This window comes from Chryseobacterium sp. IHB B 17019 (genome assembly GCF_001456155.1).
GTDB lineage: Bacteria > Bacteroidota > Bacteroidia > Flavobacteriales > Weeksellaceae > Chryseobacterium.
Window position 1 is genome coordinate 2,396,378 of the sequence record NZ_CP013293.1, and the last position, 12,810, is coordinate 2,409,187.

11 protein-coding genes are annotated in these 12,810 nt (G+C 35.0%); 4 read left to right on the plus strand and 7 right to left on the minus strand.

The genetic code is table 11. The features are described 5' to 3' along the window. Positions 1 to 4 precede the first annotated feature (4 nt). The 3 genes from ATE47_RS11045 (at position 5) to ATE47_RS11055 (ending at position 5,222) form a co-directional block, all read left to right on the plus strand. Positions 5 to 424 (plus strand): SH3 domain-containing protein, encoded by a 420-nt coding sequence (locus tag ATE47_RS11045; protein ID WP_062162024.1) that lies wholly within the window; start codon positions 5 to 7, stop codon positions 422 to 424. A gap of 81 nt (positions 425 to 505) precedes the next feature. Continuing rightward, on the plus strand, positions 506 to 3,229 hold the full coding sequence (locus ATE47_RS11050; protein WP_062162025.1) for a TonB-dependent receptor: 2,724 nt from the start codon (positions 506 to 508) through the stop codon (positions 3,227 to 3,229). A gap of 133 nt (positions 3,230 to 3,362) precedes the next feature. Next, positions 3,363 to 5,222 (plus strand): CocE/NonD family hydrolase, encoded by a 1,860-nt coding sequence (locus ATE47_RS11055; protein WP_062162026.1) that lies wholly within the window; start codon positions 3,363 to 3,365, stop codon positions 5,220 to 5,222. A gap of 70 nt (positions 5,223 to 5,292) precedes the next feature. On the opposite strand, the gene ATE47_RS11060 is transcribed toward ATE47_RS11055, so the two are convergent. The 3 genes from ATE47_RS11060 to speB form a co-directional block, all read right to left on the minus strand. Then, the gene (locus tag ATE47_RS11060; RefSeq protein ID WP_150114822.1) at positions 5,293 to 5,904 is read right to left on the minus strand and encodes an alpha-ketoglutarate-dependent dioxygenase AlkB; all 612 of its coding nucleotides are present in this window, start codon (positions 5,902 to 5,904) and stop codon (positions 5,293 to 5,295) included. Between the two features lie 190 nt (positions 5,905 to 6,094). Then, entirely contained in the window at positions 6,095 to 6,955 is an 861-nt protein-coding gene (locus ATE47_RS11065) for a bifunctional helix-turn-helix domain-containing protein/methylated-DNA--[protein]-cysteine S-methyltransferase (RefSeq protein WP_062162027.1), read from the minus strand. Between the two features lie 68 nt (positions 6,956 to 7,023). Further along, positions 7,024 to 7,881 carry an agmatinase gene (speB, locus tag ATE47_RS11070; protein WP_062162028.1) on the minus strand — a complete coding sequence of 286 codons (858 nt, stop codon included), beginning with the start codon at positions 7,879 to 7,881 and terminating at the stop codon, positions 7,024 to 7,026. Positions 7,882 to 8,127: 246 nt separating this feature from the next. Between speB and ATE47_RS11075 the strand changes: the two genes are divergently transcribed. Beyond that, the gene (locus ATE47_RS11075; protein WP_062162029.1) at positions 8,128 to 8,787 is read left to right on the plus strand and encodes an HAD family hydrolase; all 660 of its coding nucleotides are present in this window, start codon (positions 8,128 to 8,130) and stop codon (positions 8,785 to 8,787) included. 113 nt (positions 8,788 to 8,900) lie between these two features. Here ATE47_RS11075 and ATE47_RS11080 read toward each other — a convergent pair whose 3' ends face one another. The 4 genes from ATE47_RS11080 to ATE47_RS11095 all read right to left on the minus strand — a co-directional run bounded on the left by ATE47_RS11080 (position 8,901) and on the right by ATE47_RS11095 (position 12,606). Continuing rightward, positions 8,901 to 10,301, minus strand: a complete 1,401-nt coding sequence (locus ATE47_RS11080; protein ID WP_062162030.1) for an arginine decarboxylase — start codon at positions 10,299 to 10,301, stop codon at positions 8,901 to 8,903. Positions 10,302 to 10,410: 109 nt separating this feature from the next. After that, the gene (locus tag ATE47_RS11085; protein ID WP_062162031.1) at positions 10,411 to 11,286 is read right to left on the minus strand and encodes a tyrosine-protein phosphatase; all 876 of its coding nucleotides are present in this window, start codon (positions 11,284 to 11,286) and stop codon (positions 10,411 to 10,413) included. A gap of 131 nt (positions 11,287 to 11,417) precedes the next feature. Further along, positions 11,418 to 12,047, minus strand: a complete 630-nt coding sequence (locus ATE47_RS11090) for a thiamine diphosphokinase (RefSeq protein WP_062162032.1) — start codon at positions 12,045 to 12,047, stop codon at positions 11,418 to 11,420. Next, entirely contained in the window at positions 12,037 to 12,606 is a 570-nt protein-coding gene (locus ATE47_RS11095) for a cob(I)yrinic acid a,c-diamide adenosyltransferase (protein WP_062162033.1), read from the minus strand. The genes ATE47_RS11090 and ATE47_RS11095 overlap by 11 nt, the downstream gene beginning before the upstream one ends. Positions 12,607 to 12,810: the final 204 nt, after the last annotated feature.

Here is a 12,810-nt window from a genome sequence, read left to right on the forward strand (position 1 = left end):
CAAAATGAGCACATTACAAGATAAATATTCAAGCGTGGTTTCTGCTGCGCAGACTGCAGGAATTTCAAACTTACAAGTTCAGGAGCAGGACGGAATCCTGTATGTTACAGGAAACGCTTCAAACACGGCTGCCAAAGACGCTGTATGGAATGCTTTAGGAGCTATTGACTCTACATATTCCGCTTCAGATATCAATATCGACGTACAAGTTGCAGGTCTTTCTACGGGTGCTGCTCTTACGGTTGCAACTGATGAATCTAATCTGAACATCAGACAGGAGCCTTCTACCGAAGCTGCTGTTGTAGGTAAAGCTGCAAAAGGAGATTCCGTAACATTGATCGAGCAGACTTCCGATGACTGGTGGAAAGTAAAAACCGCTGACGGACAGGAAGGTTATGCTTATTCAAGATATTTGAAAGCTTAACAAGATTTTAACTTTATTTAAAATACAGGCATCCCTAAATCAGGGATGTTTTTTATATTTTAGCGCCCTAAAAAACATTTAATGAAGAAAATCTTATGGTTTCTGATATTTTCATTTAACTTTTTAATTCTGAATGGACAAAAATTCAGTATCGAAGGTACAGTTTCCAACTTTGAAAAAAAACCCGTAGAAAATGCAACCGTTTATTTATTAAAACAAAAAGATTCAACTGTAATTAATTATACTTCCACCAATAAGGAAGGAAAATTTTCATTAAAAACGAATGAATTAAGCGAACCATCAATTTTAAAAGTCGATGCTGATAAATTAATTTCCTATTCTAAAAATTTTAATAAGATAGACGGATCCGTAAATTTGAATCAAATTGAGCTCGACAAAAACCAGGTCACGAATATTGAAGAAGTACAACTTACCGTTTCTCCTGTTAAAATTAAAAAAGATACCATCGAATTTAACGCCAATGCGATTAAAGTTCGTCCCGACAGCAATATTGAAGAATTACTGAAAAATATCGGCGGTGTGGAGATCGACAACGACGGAAAAATAACCATGAATGGAAAAGATGTTGATCAAATTATGATTAACGGAAAACCTTTCTTCGACAAAGACGGAAAAATCGCCCTGAAAAATATTCCGGCCGACATCATTAAAAACATCCAGTTTACCACCACAAAAACCAAAGAAGAAGAACTGAGCGGAAAAACTCCGAAATCAGAAAATACCACGATTAATTTTACAATTGACGAAAAGAAAAATAAGGGACTTATTTCAAGGATTACAGCAGGTTATGGTTCTGATAAGCGTTACGAAGACAGCGGATTCCTCAGTTATTTTAAGGATAAAGCTAAAATAAGTCTGCTGGCTTCTTCAAACAATATCAATTCGCAGGGGTTTTCTAATGATGAGGCTTCCGACATGGGAAGTGGCAGAGGTTCCCGCGGTTCAGCCGGAAACAATATGAAAGGAATTCAAAAGTCCACAACGATTGGCGTGAATTACAGTGATAAATTAAGCAAAGAAATAGATCTTGATGCATTAGGTGTCAACCGTGTCAATACCAATCTGGAAATGGCATCTAAAGTTTCGAGGACCACTTTTTTACCTGACTATGCACTAAGAACCGACTCAGAAAATCAGACAGAAAATGAAACTGAACAGTATAATTTTAATTCATCTTTGAAAATAAAACCTGATACTTTAAGTACAATCTATTTTTCACCTTCATTTTCCTATTCAAAAACCATAAATTCCAGAACTTCAAAATCGAACACTTTCAGGGATAACGAACTTTTGAATAAAAGTGAATCTGCCAACAACTCCCAATCTGAAAATAATTCCTTCACTCCAAACCTTCATTATTCAAGAAAATTCAAGAAGATAGGGAGAATATTGTATGCCAGTGTAAATACATCCATAACAGAAAATAAAAACAATAATCTCATAAAATCCCAAACCTTATTTTTTGAAAACGGAATTGAAGATGAAAACAAAAAAGACATTCGGGATCAGCTGACAAAAACCCAGAGACAAAGTAACAGCTATTCCTTCACCACTAAATTTTCCGAGCCTATATCTGATTCCACAAGTGTGAGCTTTGGTTTAAATTATAACTCAAAAACCGAAACAAATGCAAGAATTGTTAATGATTTTGATGCAAACAGCGGACAATATTCTGATTATAACATAGCCCTTTCCAACAGCTCAGAAGAGAAAACCAACCAGCTTTCTCCGGCAATAACTTTTGAAATCAATAAAAAGAAACTCAATCTTTGGGCTTCCGCGAACATTGACCTTACAGATGTGAAATATCACTCACTTTTTAACGGACAGCAATATGAACTGGACAGAAATTTTACACTCCCAGATTATAATGCAGGCTTTCAATATCATGTTTCCGAGAATTCCAGATTAAGCGTTTACAACTCGGCCAGCTTTACAATTCCTGCTTCTGACAGGCTAATTCCTTATGTAGATGAATCCAATCCGTTGGTGACTTATCAGGGAAATCCCGATCTTAAAAATGCCTGGAGCAATAGAACGAATTTGTATTTTAACAATTTTAATATCCCGAAAAATATCAATTATCATATCAATATCGGTTTTACCTATCACCACAATGACACGACCAATTTTTCTTACTATGACGAATCCGGAAAACAGTTTGTGACGTATACTAACATCAGCGGAAACAAAAGTGCAAATGTTGGAGGAGGCTTCAGCAAAACCTTCAAATGGGGAGACAACAAGTTGATGATAAACCCAAAGGTGAGCTTAAATTACAACTATAATCGGGGATTTGTCAATGGACAGCAATTCGTGGGGAATTCTTACACCTTTACTCCCGGAATCAGCTTCCTGTATGATAAAAAGGATAAAATCAACATAAAACCCTCTTACAACGTAAATCATTCTTTTTCAAATTATAAAAATTACAGTGTTGAAAGCATAAAAAATACGTATCAGACTTTCAGGCTTGAGCTAACAAATTATTTTCTTAAAACCAATCTGATCTTTGAAAACGACTTTGAATACAACACAAGTTCAAATATTGCACCGGGCTTCAAAAAAGATTTTTATTTCTGGAATACAAGCATAGGATATTCCTTTTACAACAAAATGTTTACGGCAAAAGTAAAAATTTATGATGTTTTAAATCAAAACCAAAGTGTAAAAAGAACCATTGCAGCTTCTTACGTGGAAGACCGGGAAGATTTGATTTTAAAGCGTTATGTGATGTTCACCTTAACGATGAAACTGAATAAATTTGCGGGTAAGAAATTGTGATTTTAAACAAATTCCACGAATTTTATAAACTCTGCCCAACACTTCTACGAAATGCCACTTTATGACTAAATAAACTTAAACAGATTTTCGCTTAAGAACATTTTATGTTAAATTAGCTGCAAATTTTATATAAATGAAGGCTCATTTTTCAATCTTATTGATTTTATTATTCATTTTTGGAAATTCGCAGACCGCACAACAGCAGGACACTTTTGTAAAAGATAATTTCACAAAGAAAGAATTTTACATTACCATGCGTGATGGCGTAAAACTTTTCACCATTGCATACATCCCGAAAGATATTTCCAATAAAAACAAATATCCGTTTCTGATGCAGCGAACCTGCTACAGTATCGCTCCTTACGGGGAAAATGAATACAAAACCAAGCTTGGCCCGAATCAATATCTGATGAAAGACAAATATATTTTTGTGTTTCAGGACGTTCGTGGAAGATACATGAGTGAGGGAACTTTCACCAATATGACGCCGCAGGTTGACCGCAAAACCAAAAAAGATGTTGACGAAAGCACCGATACTTACGATACAATTGAATGGCTTTTGAAAAATATTAAAGATAACAACGGAAAAGTAGGTCAATACGGAACTTCTTATCCAGGATTTTATACTGCTGCAGGGATTTTGGCTCAGCATCCGGCTTTGGTGGCCTCATCTCCACAAGCCCCGATTTCAGATTTCTGGAACGATGATTTTCTTCATAACGGAAGATTTATGTTGGGCTATTTCAGGACTTTCCCTGTTTTCGGAATACAGAAAACGAAGCCTGAAAACAAGGCGTGGTACACAGATTCTATGATCAAAACGACTTCAGATGATGGATTGAAATTTTACAGAGATATGGGAACTTTGAAAGACGGTTATGAAAAATATTATAAGGATAACTTCTTTATGACGGAAATTATGAACCATTCCAATTATGATGAATTCTGGCAAAAAAGAAACCTTTTACCTCATCTTAAAAATGTAAATCATGCGGTAATGACTGTCGGTGGCTGGTTTGATGCAGAAGATTTATCAGGACCTTTAAATATTTATAAAACCATCGAAAAGACAAGCCCAAAAGCGAAAAACACGATCGTAATGGGGCCTTTTTCTCATGGAGGTTGGGGACGTGAGGAAGGAAAACATTTTCACAATCAGATTTATTTTGGAGACAGCATCGCAACCTATTATCAGAAAAATATTGAAACGAAATTTTTTAACCATTATTTAAAAGGAAATACAAAACAGGACGCCGGGCTTCCGGAAGCTTTGATGTATGACACTGGGGCAAAACAATGGCGAGAATTTGCGATTTACCCTCCGAAAGAAGCAAAAAAAGTAAATTTCTATTTATCAAATGGAACATTGAAAAACTCAGCAGGTCAAGGTTCTTCTGAATATTACAGTGATCCGAATAACCCGGTTTTAAGTTCTGATAATTTAAAAGATTTTAATGGTTTTACTCCAAAAAATTATATGTCGGAAGACCAGAGATTTGCAGTCGGAAGACCTGATGTTTTAACATTCACAACGGATGTTCTGACAGAAGATATGACTTTCGCAGGAGAAATTATGGCTAAATTAAATATTGCTTCCACTTCCACAGATGCCGACTTCGCCGTGAAATTAATTGATATTTACCCTGAAGATTTTAAACCTGTTGAGAAAAAAGACGGTATTATTTACGGAAATTATCATCAGATGGTAAGAAGTGAAATTATGCCTGCGAGGTTCAGAAATTCGAGAGAAAAATCTGAAGCTTTGGTTCCGAATCAAAAAACAGCGGTAAATTTCAGACTACAGGATGTTGTTCATACTTTTAAGAAAGGACATAAAATCCAGATACAGATTTCCTCAACATGGTTTCCTCTTTTCGCGATCAATCCACAGAAATTCTTAGATAATCCGAATTTTGCTACAAAGGAAGATTATACAAAGGCTTTTATCAAGGTTTTTGATGACAGTGCAATTGAAGTTGAAGTTTTGAAATAAATTAAAAAAGCTGTTCAGATTTTGAGCAGCTTTTTTACAACTTTGACCATCCAGTTTGTCTCTTTAAAAATTATTCCTCAATCGTTCTAAAAGTCAGATTTACCCTTGGTGTTTTCACTTTTGTCGTTGGTGGAAGCCGGTGTAGCCAATGGTCTTGCGTTTTTCCTTTCATCACCAGTAAACTTCCGTTTTCCAAAAATATCTCTACTTTTTCTTTTGTTGTCTTATGTTTAAACAAGAATTTTCTTTCCGCCCCGAAAGTCAGAGATGCGATGGCTCCATGTTTTTTTAAATCCTTTTCTCCGTCACTGTGATAGGCCATTCCTTCGCTTCCATCATGGTATAGATTGAGAAGGCAGGAATTATATGTTTCACCGGTAACTTCTTCGCATTTTTGTTTTAATTCCAATAATTCTGGAGTCCAGAATTTTGCATACTTTGTCCGTTTGGAATAGGTATATTCAAAAGGTTTTTCTCCGAACCATGCCACTTTTCTTTTGGTTAAAATCAATTTTCCAAAAATTACCGCTTCATCATTTTCCCACGGAATCTGATTGAATAAATAATCATAATAAAAATCCGATTTTTCTTGGGAGAAAACTTTTCCGTAATAGTGAACGGTTCCGTCATTAGGAAGTAAGTTTAAAGGATTATCTGATATATCTTCGAATAGGTTCAACATTTTTTAAATAATTTTAATTATAAAAACACAAATTACACAAATGTTTTTCACAAATAAGTACAAATATGGCTATCAATAGGAACGAATTTTAATCTTTATAGAATAATTCATTTCAATTGGCTTTAGCCAAAATCTAAAAATTCAACACAATTATCTAAGTAAATCTGTGAAATCTTCGCGAGAAAATAAATTAAAGTAAAATAGAATTTTCGGTGTAAACTCTCGAACTTTCCCATCCAACAATCAATTGCTTCCTCTCACTTCCCCATCGGTAACCACCAATATTTCCTGAAGACTGAATCACGCGATGACAGGGAATCAAAAATGCTACAGGATTGCTTCCAATTGCTGTTCCTACGGCCCGTGAAGCTTTGGAATGACCAATTTTATCAGCCAAATTTCCATAAGTAGACAATTTTCCCATTGGAATTGTAAGAAGGCTTTCCCAGACTTTTAATTGAAAATCGGTTCCCTTTAAATGTAGTTTGATAGTATTCAATTTCGTCCAGTCTTTATTGAAAATTGAAAGGGCATTTTTCTGGATTTCGTTTTGTTTTTCTAAAAAAGAAGCATTAGGAAATTTGCTTTTCAAATCTCCCAATGCTGTTTCTTTATCGTTTTCAAAAGCCATATAGCAGATTCCTTTTTCTGTGGAAGCTGTGATTACTTTTCCAAAAGGAGTTTCGGAAAAACTGTAATTAATATTGAGGCTTTTTCCTCCGTTTTTATATTCTGCCGGAGACATTCCTTCAATTTTCACAAACAGATCGTGTAATCTGCTTGTGCTTGAAAGTCCTGTCTCATAAGCAGTATCAAATAAACTTGCTTTTTCTTGCTTTAATAAGCTTTTAGCATGCTCAAGACTGATGAACTGCAAAAACTTTTTCGGGCTCGTTCCCGCCCAATCAGAAAACATCTTCTGAAAATGAGTCGGACTTACGTTAATCTTCTCTGCCACTTCCTCCAAACTTGGCTGAAGCCTGAAATTGCTCCTGATATATTCTATCGCTTTGGCAATTCTGTTATAATCTATCTGATTTTGTGTGGACATATCATTTTGTTTTACCTCACAAAGTTCCAAAGAATATGCGGCAGAAAAAATCCGATTCTTGCGGAATTTTAGTTGTTGTTATAAAGATGATAATAAGCAAGCATTTTGTAATATAACTTTGCTGACAGGAAAGCACTTGGCTTTGCCATCGGAGAATCCATTAATTCTACAATATCAAAGGCTACAACGTTACATTTTTCAAATACTCTTCTTAATAATTCCAGCGTTGGATACCATTGTAATCCACCTGGTTCAGGAGTTCCTGTGGACGGAGCAATTGATGGGTCGAAAGCATCAAGGTCAATTGTAATATATACGTTTCCTGAAACTTTTTCTAGAACATCATTCACCCAATTTTCGTTATTGGCGATTTCGTGAGCGAAAAATACTCTTCCTTCAGGCAAATATTCAGCTTCTTCGATATCCATAGAACGGATTCCCACTTGCACTAAATTGTGTTTCTGATTTGCTTCAAAAACCGCACAGGCATGATTAGAAGTCGAACCGTGGAATTCCGGACGAAGATCTGTATGCGCATCCAATTGAAGAACAGTCAGATTCTCGAATTTTTCACCAACCGCACGAATCGAGCCAATTGAAACAGAATGCTCTCCTCCGAAAAGGGTGAATAATTTCCCGTCGTTATTCAAAAGTTCTTTTGTTTTTTGATAAACCGCTTCTGTCATGGCTTCCGGTGATGATTTTTCAGAAATTTCTCCAGCCAAATAAACACCTTCCAAATAAGGCTCAGTTTGAGTTTCAATATCATAAAGCTCCATGTTTTCAGAAGCGTCTAAAAAGAGTTCCGGACCTTTATCAGCACCTTTCCCCCAAGTTGAAGTTCCGTCGTAAGGAACTGTTACCAACATTACTTTTGAATTTTCTAATGATGCATTTTCTTCAGGAATTCCCGCGTATGTTTTCATGCTTTTATTTAAAAATTTAATGATTGCGACAAAGATACAAAGAAGTTGGGAGAAAGTTGAAGAAGCTGGAAGATGGGTGTTGGAAGTTTACAAAAAGAAGAAAATTCTGCATGAAATTTAGAACCCTCAATCATTATTCAACATAGACCACAGGTTGGCTCTAAAATAAGCGTCACAATTTTAAACTTCCAGCTTTCATCTTCATGCTTCCAGCCAAAATCATTACCTTTGTAAAAAATTCAAAATATGTCGTTAAAAGCTGTGTTATTCGATATGGATGGCGTAATTGTAGATACAGAACCATTGCACAGAAAAGCCTATTTTAAAACATTTGACGAGTTGGAAATTGCAGTTTCCGAAGACTTATATACTTCTTTTACAGGAGCCTCAACAAAAAGAGTTTGTGAAACTTTGATTAATGAATTTAATTTAAATCAAACTCACGAAGATATTGCTCTTATCAAAAGAACTCATTTTAAAGATTATTTTTATAATGATGATGAATTTGATTTAATTCCGGGAGTGAGAGAATTAATTCAACATTATCATGAAAATGAGATAAAATTAATTTTAGCTTCTTCCGCGACAATGACAACAATCAATATGGTTTTTGAGAAGTTTGAGCTGGAAAAATATTTCAAAGGAAAGATCAGCGGTGCAGATTTAAAAGAATCAAAACCTCATCCGGAAGTATTTCTGTTAGCATCGGAAATGGCGGGTGAACCTGTAGAAAACTGCATGGTGATTGAAGATTCTACGAACGGAATTCTGGCGGCCCACCGGGCGAATATTTTTTGTGCGGCGTACAGAAGTCCACATTCTAAAAATCAAGATTATACGTTGGCAGATACGGTGATTTCAGATTATGTTGATCTTGAACTGGATAAAATTTCAAAATATTTTTAAATAAAAAAGCTCTCAGATTTGAGAGCTTTTATTTTTTATAGGTTTTGGCTAAAGCCAATTTGAGTTTTTTTCGAAAACCGGGCTAAAGCCCGTTCCTATTGATGGGAATAACATTACGGATTCGTATATCCTAATAACTTCAATATATCTTCCGGTTCCTGTTTTTCACGGAAAATTTCGTATTGGAAATCTCCATTTTCATCTTTTTGAATCAAAATATGTCTCGGCTGCGGCATCAAACAGTGATGAACACCACCATAACCACCAATCGTTTCCTGGTAAGCTCCCGTATGGAAAAAACCAATGTACAAAGGCTTCGTATCACTGAAAACAGGTAAATAAATTGCGTTCGTATGTTGCTCAGAGTTATAGTAATCATCTGAATCACAAGTTAATCCACCAAGGAAAACTCTTTCGTAAGTATCATCCCAACGGTTCAGCGGAAGCATGATAAAGTGTCTTGAAATCGCCCAGGTATCAGGAAGTGTCGTCATGAAAGAAGAATCGATCATGTTCCACTTTTCCCTGTCGTTCTGACGTTTTTGTGAAATAATCTTATAAATATTTGCACCACTTTCACCAACCGTAAAACTTCCAAATTCAGTATAAATATTTGGCTCTTCAACTCCTTCCTCTTCACAGAATTTCTTGATTTGGGAAACAATTTCCTCTACCATATATTGATAATCGTAATCAAACTGTAAAGACGTTTTGATAGGAAAACCACCACCGATATTCAATGAATTTACCTCCGGTGCGATTTTCTTCAAACGAGCATATACACGAAGACATTTATATAATTCGTTCCAGTAATATGCTGTGTCTTTGATCCCTGTATTAATGAAGAAGTGAAGCATTTTCAATCTTGCGTTCGGGTGTTCAGCAATTTTCTGGCTGTAATACGGGATAATATCTTTATACCCGATTCCTAATCTTGAGGTATAAAATTCGAACTTCGGTTCTTCCTCAGAAGCGATTCTGATTCCGATATCGAACGTTGTATCAATACTTTCTGTAAGCTTATCCAATTCACGGTAATTATCCAGAATCGGCGTAATGTTTTCAAAACCGCTGTTGATCATATCTGAAATTTTCGCCAGATAATCATCAGTTTTAAAACCATTACAGATCACTTCGATATCTTTTGTCACCTTCCCTTCCTTATAAAGAGATTTTACGATATCCATGTCGTACGCAGAAGACGTTTCTATGGAAATATCATTTCTTAGTGCTTCTTCAATTACAAACTTAAAATGGCTGGATTTTGTACAGTAACAATATCTATAGTTTTTCTTATATTCGGTTTTCTCAAAGGCTTCTTTAAACCAGCTTTTTGCTTTCTGAATATTTTGAGAAATCTTCGGGAGGTAACTTACCTTTAAAGGAGTTCCAAACTTTTCAACAACTTCCATCAAGGGAATATCGTGAAACAACAAATTGTTCTCAGAAACATTGAATTCTTCTGTTGGAAAATACAATGTCTGATCAATAAGTTCCGAGTATTTTATTTTCATTTCTAAACAAGTGAATTAAGAATGCAAAATTGCTAAAAAAGTTTGGTTTTCTAGCGTTAAAATTGTATAATTTTCAAGGTGTTTTTCCGTGGAAATTTTACTTTGATTATCAATACGTAAACTTCTGAATATATTCCTGCCTTTTATTCTCAGAAATTCCCAAAACCTGATGAATGTAAACATCAATGGAACCGTACTTTTTATCGATTTCGTTAAAAGCACTATCAAGATAACCAGTTTCCACCCAACTTAGTTTCTCCAAAACATGAATATCCATTGTAGGGTAGAGAAAGTGTAAATTATTTGCAAGGTTAAGCCTTTTTTCAACTAATTTTTTTCTGTAATTGTTTGATAAAAGATATTCATTGTAGATGGTTTTTTTATCAAATTTTAAAATTGTTAAAATTAAAGCTGTTGTAATTCCTGTTCGGTCTTTTCCGGCGGTGCAGTGATACAAAACAGGTTGATCTGATTCTAAAACTTCAGTAATAATTTTCTTTATAACTTCCGGATTTTCCGTGACATAATCTTTGTAAAAGTCAATCATTCTTTTATGAGCATCCGAACCATTAACTTTCCCTTTTAATACTAGTTTTCTGGCTTGATCCAATTGATCTCCTTTATCTTCGAAGGCAGAATAATTTTTGTAGACAACATTGTCCGGAAGATGATCCGGTTTTTCTGCAATTTCTTTTGAATTTCTGAGATCAATAATTTCTTTAATGCCTAATTGTTGAATTTCTCTGAAAGATTTCTTCTTTAGTTTATGAAGGTGTCCGCTTCTGTATAATTTTCCTTCTTTTAATATTCTTCCATCGATATTTTTAATATCTCCGACAGTTCTGAAATTGTTGATTTTTTTAATTGCGATATGCGGTTCTGTTTCATATTGTCCGTATTCAGGTGTAGGAAAATTTTGTGTTTTACAGGAGAAAACACAGAATATTGAGATTATTAGAAATGAGATTTTGATAAGGTCTTTCATTTTTTATTTCCCACAGATTACACTGATTTGCAGAGATGTTTATGTATAAATTTATTAAGTTTTAGCTAAAGCCAATTGATGGAAATTATTTTTAAACTTTGTGTTTATTTGTAAAAAATATTCGTGTTATATTACAGATAATTTCTTCCAACAAAAATCAGTAAATCCCCTTTCTCATACTCAACCGCGATTTCATCTTCAACGGCAAAATTTCTCGTTCCTAGTTTTGATGTGATGCTTAAACTTCCGTTTTTCAGCAGCCAGTTCAAGCCTTTTGTAGTAATATTTTCAACTGACGGAAAGGGATATAGTGAAATCATTTTATTTTTAACTCCTTTTGTAGTAAAACTTTTCGGAATAAAGTAATATTCGGAAAATTCATCATAAAATTTTATGTTTAATTTATCCTTAAATCCGAAAGCTACGGTAAGATTTCCTAAAAAATGATCCTGTTCTCCTCCACTTCCCCCAAAAACATCAACATTTGTAAAATCTTTTTCAAGGATAATTTCTAAAGCTTTATGAAAATCCGTTTTTTCCTGATCCGGTGTGTAGATAAATTTTTCATCGTAAATATCTTCGTCTTTACCTGAATGCGAATCAAAATCACCTGAAATAAAATCTAATTTATTTAATGGGAAATTGAGTGTTTTCAGATAATGAAAAGCTCCGTCCGTACAGGCAATCAAGCCATAATTTTCCGGATTGGGAAAAGATTTCGGAGCGTCTCCATTGATGAAAAGTAGTGCTTTATCTTTCATTCGGGTTCCAGTATTCTTCCGGTTCGTTGTTGAGTTTTGAAACGTATCTCGCCAAAACAAAAAGATAATCTGAAAGCCTGTTTAAGTATTTAATCAGTTCCGGACGAACTTCTTCAGATTCGTTTAAGAAAACCAAAGATCGTTCTGCTCTTCGGCAAATGGTTCGTGCTGCATGCAAAAAAGTTGCTGATTTTCCACCTCCGGGAAGGATAAAATATTGAAGCGGTTCCAACTTTTCCTCAAAAGTATCCATCCAGTTTTCCAGTTCTTCGATCTCTGTGTCGGAAATCATTAATGTAAGTCGGGATTTTCCGTTGGCCAGCATTAATTTATCAACTGGTGTCGCGGCCTCCGAGCCCACTGTAAATAGATCAAATTGGATTTTTTTTAATTGCTGTAAAACTTCCGCATCCTCGATATGGCTTTTTGCAATCCCGATGAATGAATTCAGTTCGTCTATATTTCCGTAGCTGTCGACTCTTGCACTGGCTTTTGAAACCCTGGTTCCTCCGTACAGTGCTGTCTGACCTTTATCGCCTGTTTTGGTATAAATTTTCATAGTACTAAATTAGTTTTTTCTTTGAAGGTTGACAAGTTTTGGAATTTCAATATTTTATTTTTTGAATATCTAAAGCTATCCATAAAGTTTGTTTGGTATCTATATTTTGGAGATTGATAAAATTCGTAAACTGGTGGCTGTGGCTCTCGAAGTCACCACTATTTCTAATTCCAACCGCCACCTAGCCCAGATTGCAGCGGCATC

Excerpts from the sequence above, each read along its gene's own strand:
- ATE47_RS11055 (WP_062162026.1), top strand. The coding sequence starts at position 3,363 with ATGAAGGCTCATTTTTCAATCTTATTGATTTTATTATTCATTTTTGGA.
- ATE47_RS11050 (WP_062162025.1), top strand. The coding sequence starts at position 506 with ATGAAGAAAATCTTATGGTTTCTGATATTTTCATTTAACTTTTTAATT.
- speB (WP_062162028.1), bottom strand. The coding sequence starts at position 7,881 with ATGAAAACATACGCGGGAATTCCTGAAGAAAATGCATCATTAGAAAAT.
- ATE47_RS11085 (WP_062162031.1), bottom strand. The coding sequence starts at position 11,286 with ATGAAAGACCTTATCAAAATCTCATTTCTAATAATCTCAATATTCTGT.
- ATE47_RS11090 (WP_062162032.1), bottom strand. The coding sequence starts at position 12,047 with ATGAAAGATAAAGCACTACTTTTCATCAATGGAGACGCTCCGAAATCT.
- ATE47_RS11075 (WP_062162029.1), top strand. The coding sequence starts at position 8,128 with ATGTCGTTAAAAGCTGTGTTATTCGATATGGATGGCGTAATTGTAGAT.
- ATE47_RS11045 (WP_062162024.1), top strand. The coding sequence starts at position 5 with ATGAGCACATTACAAGATAAATATTCAAGCGTGGTTTCTGCTGCGCAG.
- ATE47_RS11060 (WP_150114822.1), bottom strand. The coding sequence starts at position 5,904 with ATGTTGAACCTATTCGAAGATATATCAGATAATCCTTTAAACTTACTT.
- ATE47_RS11095 (WP_062162033.1), bottom strand. The coding sequence starts at position 12,606 with ATGAAAATTTATACCAAAACAGGCGATAAAGGTCAGACAGCACTGTAC.
- ATE47_RS11065 (WP_062162027.1), bottom strand. The coding sequence starts at position 6,955 with ATGTCCACACAAAATCAGATAGATTATAACAGAATTGCCAAAGCGATA.
- ATE47_RS11080 (WP_062162030.1), bottom strand. The coding sequence starts at position 10,301 with ATGAAAATAAAATACTCGGAACTTATTGATCAGACATTGTATTTTCCA.